Annotated in this window: 6 protein-coding genes; 3 read left to right on the top strand and 3 right to left on the bottom strand. The window is 52.1% G+C overall.

Annotated features, from left to right (window positions below):
• The 3 genes from FEM54_RS22055 to FEM54_RS22045 form a co-directional block, all read right to left on the bottom strand.
• Nucleotides 1-599: ATP-binding protein (locus tag FEM54_RS22055; protein WP_240792782.1), on the bottom strand; the 599-nt coding region annotated here is incomplete at its 3' end.
• Nucleotides 600-763: 164 nt separating this feature from the next.
• Complete coding sequence (locus FEM54_RS22050; protein ID WP_171045881.1) at nucleotides 764-3253, bottom strand: sigma-70 family RNA polymerase sigma factor; 2490 nt, start codon at nucleotides 3251-3253, stop codon at nucleotides 764-766.
• Between the two features lies 1 nt (nucleotide 3254).
• Nucleotides 3255-3515, bottom strand: a complete 261-nt coding sequence (locus FEM54_RS22045) for a hypothetical protein (RefSeq protein ID WP_138453013.1) — start codon at nucleotides 3513-3515, stop codon at nucleotides 3255-3257.
• Between the two features lie 368 nt (nucleotides 3516-3883).
• Between FEM54_RS22045 and FEM54_RS22040 the strand changes: the two genes are divergently transcribed.
• From FEM54_RS22040 to FEM54_RS22030, 3 genes are all read left to right on the top strand, one after another.
• Nucleotides 3884-4309 carry a very short patch repair endonuclease gene (locus FEM54_RS22040; protein WP_138453010.1) on the top strand — a complete coding sequence of 142 codons (426 nt, stop codon included), beginning with the start codon at nucleotides 3884-3886 and terminating at the stop codon, nucleotides 4307-4309.
• Nucleotides 4310-4692: 383 nt separating this feature from the next.
• On the top strand, nucleotides 4693-5217 hold the full coding sequence (locus FEM54_RS22035; RefSeq protein WP_138453008.1) for a BRO-N domain-containing protein: 525 nt from the start codon (nucleotides 4693-4695) through the stop codon (nucleotides 5215-5217).
• Nucleotides 5218-5489: 272 nt separating this feature from the next.
• The coding region (locus tag FEM54_RS22030) for an HAD-IB family hydrolase (protein WP_138453019.1) at nucleotides 5490-6128 on the top strand (639 nt) is incomplete at its 3' end.

The following is a 6128-nucleotide window of genomic DNA, read 5'->3' as shown; positions in this document are numbered from 1 at the left end:
TTAAGGAATAGCCGAATAACAGGGCTAGGCCCTTCTAAGAGACGATGAAAAACCATGGCCACACGTAATTCAATATCGTCTACCAAGTCAGCGAAGTGATCGAGGGTATAGCCTAGCGTGACGACTCGATCCAACTGCTCCCAGAGGACTATTGTCCCGGAGCGGAGCGCATTGACCGGATCGACGAATGCTTCGGAGCCCCGGGCGGCCCCTTCAAACATCCTCCATCCAACATCCGTAGATGCGGCAATAGCGTCTAGATCCCAACGCAAGCATGAAACTGGGCCACCTATCTGCTTAGACGCAACAGTGAGACAGCGGCACTGCGAAAAGGATGCGGTTTTTAAGCCCATCCCAAAACGACCGAGATCATTAGGCGCGCGGTCATCGAGAGGATTTTTGACGCCAAGCGTCATTGCCTCCTCTAACTCCGAATCGTCCATGCCTCGTCCGTTGTCCAGTATGGAAATTCGACTTCTCTCACCATCCCAGTCAAACGTCACATGCACTTCTGACGCACCGGCAGAGACACCGTTATCAATCACATCAGCCAAAGCTGCAGCAGTCGAGTATCCGAGACCACGTAGGGCTTCCAGCATCGCGCCGGCTCGCGGCGGGGCATACCTAGTGCGTTCGTTCATTTGGCGTAAGTAGTTCCAGAGAAAAGTGTAAGATCGATGTCAAACATTCTGCGAGCAATTTTACGAACCTGCGCATCTGGCTTTGCTGGTAGCAATAAGCGAATCCGGTAATCATCCAAACCTTATTCTTCGACGGTAATGCCAAGAGCGCTGGCCTCATTCATGAGATCGGAAAGCTGGGTATTGAGAGGAACGGCACTTGCCGCTACCGGAGACGGGGAAATCGAATCTTTACTCAAGACCTGGTGAGCAGACGCCAAATCCTCGAGTACCGATCGATGAGGCTCGACTTGACCGATATTCTCAGTAATTTGAACCATCGCCTTCTTTGTCGTGGTTTCAGGATAGAGGGTTTCCTTTACCTCGAAGTGCTCGCCCAAGTGCGAAGCTAGCTTTTCCATCCTTATCGGGTGACGTAGCTTTTGAAGTGCTTTCGACTCGATTTGCCGGATTCGTTCGCGTGTTACGTCGAATCGGAGCCCAATCTCTTCCAAGGTCATCGCTTCGTCTAAGCCCTCACCAAAACCAAACCGAAGGGTAATCACCTCGGCCGAACGCTCGTCAAGTTCCCCAATCATGTCGAGCAAAATAGCTCGAAGAGAAGCGGCTTCTGCAATCATCGCCGGGTCTGATGACTCCTCCTCCAACATGAAATCGAGCAAGGGTGCAGAGGTGCATTGAAGGTGCACATCCAAGCTGGTGACTTTCTCTGAAACAGTCAAAAGAAGCTTGAGCTTATCGAGGGCAATTCCCGTTCGATTTGATGTTTCACGCTCGGTTTCTGAACGCCCGATCGTAGCCTCGAACTTCTCCCGCTCATGCAATGTACTTCTTGCCAAGCTTTGCATATGGACGGGGACCCGAACCGCTCGCTCCGTATTAGCGATTGCGCGCGAAATCTGCTGGCGAATCCACCATGTCGCATAGGTGGAAAATCTAAATCCCTTGCGCCAGTCAAAGCGCTCAACAGCCTTCATAAGACCTATGTTGCCTTCCTGCACAAGATCGTCAAAAGGAAGTTCTGACCATAAATATTTTTTGGCTATGGAAAGCACCAAGCGAAGATTGGAGAGAGTCATCCTTTCCCGTGCGACTTCTTCGCGCCGAACTGCAGACGAGAGGTCTCTACCTGCTGAATCGCAGTCAGCCTTCCTCGATAGTTCGAGCAGGAAACATCGGCAAAGACTGGCCGCCACAAGTGCATCACGGACCTTTATCGAATTATTTCCGGCGGAGCGCGCCGCCGAAACAGCCGATACAAATGCCGCTGCGTCTGGGTCGAGTCCGAATTTATCTTCATCGAGTTCGACCTTATCAACGGACGACACATCACTGAAGCTCTCGTCGATATTCTCGCCGACAACATCATTTCGAGAGGTAAAAGCTTCATGATCTACTTCTCCGCGGCTTACCTTCTCGGCGGCATCAAAAATGAAACTCAGACCTAGGGGCCAACAAGATAAAGCATCTAATGCCTGGCTTCTTGCATCCTCCATCTCCCTGCCCAAAGCGATTTCCTCTGCTGCTTGGAGCAGGTCTTTTTTCAATCCCTTTACATAGAATCTAAGCGGCTCGTTCCGACCTGACGCTAGGTCCTCCACAAACTCTAAGGCCTCTGATAGCCTTTGCTCTTCGTCAGCTTTTGGGTCGAGAAGATCCGACTGCTCCGCCAACCCAGTCCACTCATCGATCACTATGCCGAGATCGCCCAAAACAAAAGTCAGCAGATGTTCAGCTTCTTTATTGCGATTTCGGGAGATGTCAGCCTCTCGACATACATCGATAAGAGACGTCTCCGATACAGTGCCCTCGCGTAGCCCCCGAAAAAGCAAACCACGGACGCCCTCACTATCATCACTCGTTAGAGGACGCGCCCTTTCTGGAAGAAACAGCTCGATATCGTCCCACTCGATATCAGTGTCAATCGCCGTGTGCCGACCTATAGTTCGTTGAAGCACGCTAGTTGCTTTGGCAACATTTACGTCCCCCTTCGGAGCAGTCGTCTCGACCTCCGCCACCCATTCGCTCTCAAACCCAAAATCGAGAGGCTCGTCGTCAAGGTCGATGTGATCTGAGCGCACATCCAACTCGATGGTCACGACTATATGGTCGTACGAATTAAGACAAGAAACCTCATCGTGGATAGCGGGTTCAAGAACTGGATGGTGCTCAAATCCGATTAAGTCATCTTCGTGAGCCGCCACTTCAGTCGCGTCATCTTTTGCTTCGTGATACGTCGATTCACTCAAGAGCGCGGGGCGAAAAGGAGCCACCATCTCCGCATTCGTCAGAGGCAAACCTTCGTCGGATGCGTAGGTTTCATTCGCTGCAACGTTAGAACCAAGAGCCTCTCTCAACAGGGCGATACAATGAGCGCATTCGGCCTTCTCTGCGTATGCGAGAGCATCCTTGCCTTCTGGATCGAACAGCTCAGGCTTTGCGCCAGCAGCCAAAAGTAGCTGTACAACACCCTTTTTCCTTCGAGCAGAGGCCAACATCAAGGGAGTGGCTCCCCCCCTGTCGCGCGCGTCAAGATCATCGCCACGCGCGATGTGGAGCTTAACTGCGACCTCAACCCCCGCAATAATTGCCATGCGGAACAGTGGGTTCATATTAGCCACGGACCGGCCCACAAACCCACGTTTCCGCCTCATAGGTCGCTCTCGCAACGACGACTCGAAAAATGAGTTGGATGCATATATCTGATTTCAGGGTCGACTCCTTGTCCATATCCTGTTCTCTAAAACTTGCTAAGTTGGCATAAAAAAGAGATTCACGAAAAGTGATTGGATTTGATGTGAAATGATCAAAAAAACACTTATGTTGAATATCATCAACCGCCGACAGTGGCGCAATGCCATTCACAATATCCACTTGTCATCCGCACGTAAAGGAAGAGCGGTGCCACCATTCGAGCCTTGGACATGCATATCGGACAGTTGGCGCTTAATTTGACGAGATGGGCGCGATGGTGTTAGTACGCGCCAAACCGACGAGAGGTATCTCTACCTCTCGTCGACAGTACAGGGGTATCGAGTCTGATCTCACATATACCATCGCAATTTAGGATGTCATTATGACATCAATGCACCATTGATCACACTTGAAAACGCGGATAACAACCACGTAGCAATGATTCCTGCTGGAAAAACCTGCTAGATTTTCTAAAGGAAATACATCTACAAAAGCAGGGGCGAGGACCTGCCTCGTCTAAGAAGATACCTTCATTGAGCAAACCTCGAATGAGTGCAGACATCGTCACACAAGAACGACGTTCTCAGAACATGTCCAGAATTAAGGGAAAAAATACCAAGCCCGAAATGATCGTTAGATCTGCATGTCATGATTTAGGGCTGCGCTACCGCCTACACAGAAAGGACCTACCAGGGACACCGGACTTGGTATTCCCGAAGCATCGATTATGTTTGTTCGTGCACGGGTGTTTTTGGCACAGGCACCCTGACTGCAAATACGCGTACACACCTAAAAGCAGACTGGATTTTTGGTCGCCTAAGCTCGCTAAAAACGTTGAGAGAGATGCAAAGGCTCAGCGAGCTCTTGAAACATCAGGTTGGCGCGTATCGATCATCTGGGAATGCCAGACAAAAAACAGAGATGCTCTGCAAACTGAAATCAAAAAGATGTTCGACTCCAAGCTCGACAGTTAGCACGTCACCACTGAAATAGAATGAACAATCTTCAAAGCTTGACCGCCTCCATACGTCCACCTACCCTCTCACCTCGGCGCCTAAGAAACGCCTCAACCAGAGCGGTCCTCCGCACCCGACAGCCATGCGGCTTTTTTTCGCCAGCGGTTTCTCTACGCCTGTGAAAAAATCCCCGTTATGTCGGGAGTGGGCGAATACAAGACCCGAAAGGGGAATATGTCCGGCCCGTCTCTGGTGGGTTTCTTAGCTCCCGACACCCATAACGCATGCCCTAAGAAAGCAACCAGAGGTAACGGAAATGCCTGGATACTTTGCATCATCTGCGAAGGTCATTCGCAGTACCCGCACCACATCTCAAACACCCTCCGAGCCGGAGGTGTGCCATGTATGAACCTACCGTATTCACTCGCCAAAACCTGCAAATGCATGCCCTGCTGCTGGAGAACCAACCATGGTTCTGCGCTCGCGACCTTGGTCGCCTGATGGGGCTTTATCTGGCTGAGCGAATGGTGAGCAAGCTCGATGAGGATCAGCGGCAGACACTGGATATCTGCTATCACGGTCGGCCTGAGAACATGCTGATGATCAGCGAATCCGGCGTATATGCATTGCTGGTGTACCACTACTCACCAGGACATCGTTTGCTGCGTGAATGGTTGACCCATCAAGTTGTGCCTACATTGCGTGACAAGCATCAACCACGATCTACAGACCGTCCAATGCTGAGCTTGCTTGATTGGCCCGAAATGTCGTTGAGCCTTCTGCATTGGCAGGATGAAGGCTGGATTCGGTTACGAGATATGCCATATCTACTGCTCAACAGGACTCGCCGACGCGCGTCACCGAGCAAGACTTGGTTTCAAAAGATGGCAGAGTTTTTCCAGCCATCAGGCCATTCCACACGCTGAAATCCCGAAGATGTCCCGTCCGGGCCAACGCTCGGGCGGATCACCAACACACATTTCCCAATCCGCGCTGTAACAATGCCGGATGCCTCCCGACGTTCATTCCTATGCCCGACCGGGTAAACTCCCTTGATCATCGCCAGTAAAAGCACAACATCACTATCTGGCTGATCTGAACTGTATAGCCGTTATCCACCTGAACCCATGCAGTGGGCACCAGTCACACGGTTATGAGAACCGCTTCAAACGATCAAGGACCACCCGTGAACCCAGACATGCTCGAAGCCGGCCCCATCGACGCCAAAGTACTTTCCGTCTTTGACTTCGACGGCACCCTCACCCACCACGACAGTTTCGTGCCCTTCCTCAAATTCGCCTTCGGCCCCGGCGAGTTCTATGGCCGGATGGTCAAACTCGCCGTGCCGGGGCTGCGTTTTTTGCTGCAGCAGATCAGCCGGGATGAGTTGAAGGCGCAGTTGATCCGCACCTTTATGACGGGCGTGGAGAAGGCGTGGGTGCAGCAGCAGGCTGAGGCGTATTGCCAGCGTTATTGGACCAAGTTGATGCGTCCCAAGGGCTTGCAGTCGGTGGAAGATGAGGTGAAGTCCGGGGCGGTGGTGACGCTGTGTTCGGCGTCGCCGGCGTTGGTGTTGCAGCCGTTTGCGAATCGGCTGGGGATCAAATTGATTGGCACTGAGCTTGAGGTGGTCGACGGCGTGTTGACGGGCAAGCTCACGGGGAATAATTGCCGTTGTGAGAACAAGGTGCTGCGGCTTGAGGCGGTGTATGGGGATTTGGGCGAGTATCGGCTACGGGCCTGGGGCGATACGCGTGGGGATCGGGAGTTGTTGGCGGCGGCGCAGGATGCGCATTTTCGGCATTTTCATTCGAAGAAGAAGCGCGCCAAGTTGCAG

The organism is Pseudomonas edaphica (assembly GCF_005863185.1).
Taxonomy (GTDB): domain Bacteria; phylum Pseudomonadota; class Gammaproteobacteria; order Pseudomonadales; family Pseudomonadaceae; genus Aquipseudomonas; species Aquipseudomonas edaphica.
The sequence above is the reverse complement of the archived record's forward strand: the minus strand, read 5'-3'. Positions and strand labels throughout refer to the sequence as shown.

Excerpts from the sequence above, each read along its gene's own strand:
- FEM54_RS22050 (WP_171045881.1), bottom strand. The coding sequence starts at position 3,253 with ATGAACCCACTGTTCCGCATGGCAATTATTGCGGGGGTTGAGGTCGCA.
- FEM54_RS22040 (WP_138453010.1), top strand. The coding sequence starts at position 3,884 with ATGAGTGCAGACATCGTCACACAAGAACGACGTTCTCAGAACATGTCC.
- FEM54_RS22035 (WP_138453008.1), top strand. The coding sequence starts at position 4,693 with ATGTATGAACCTACCGTATTCACTCGCCAAAACCTGCAAATGCATGCC.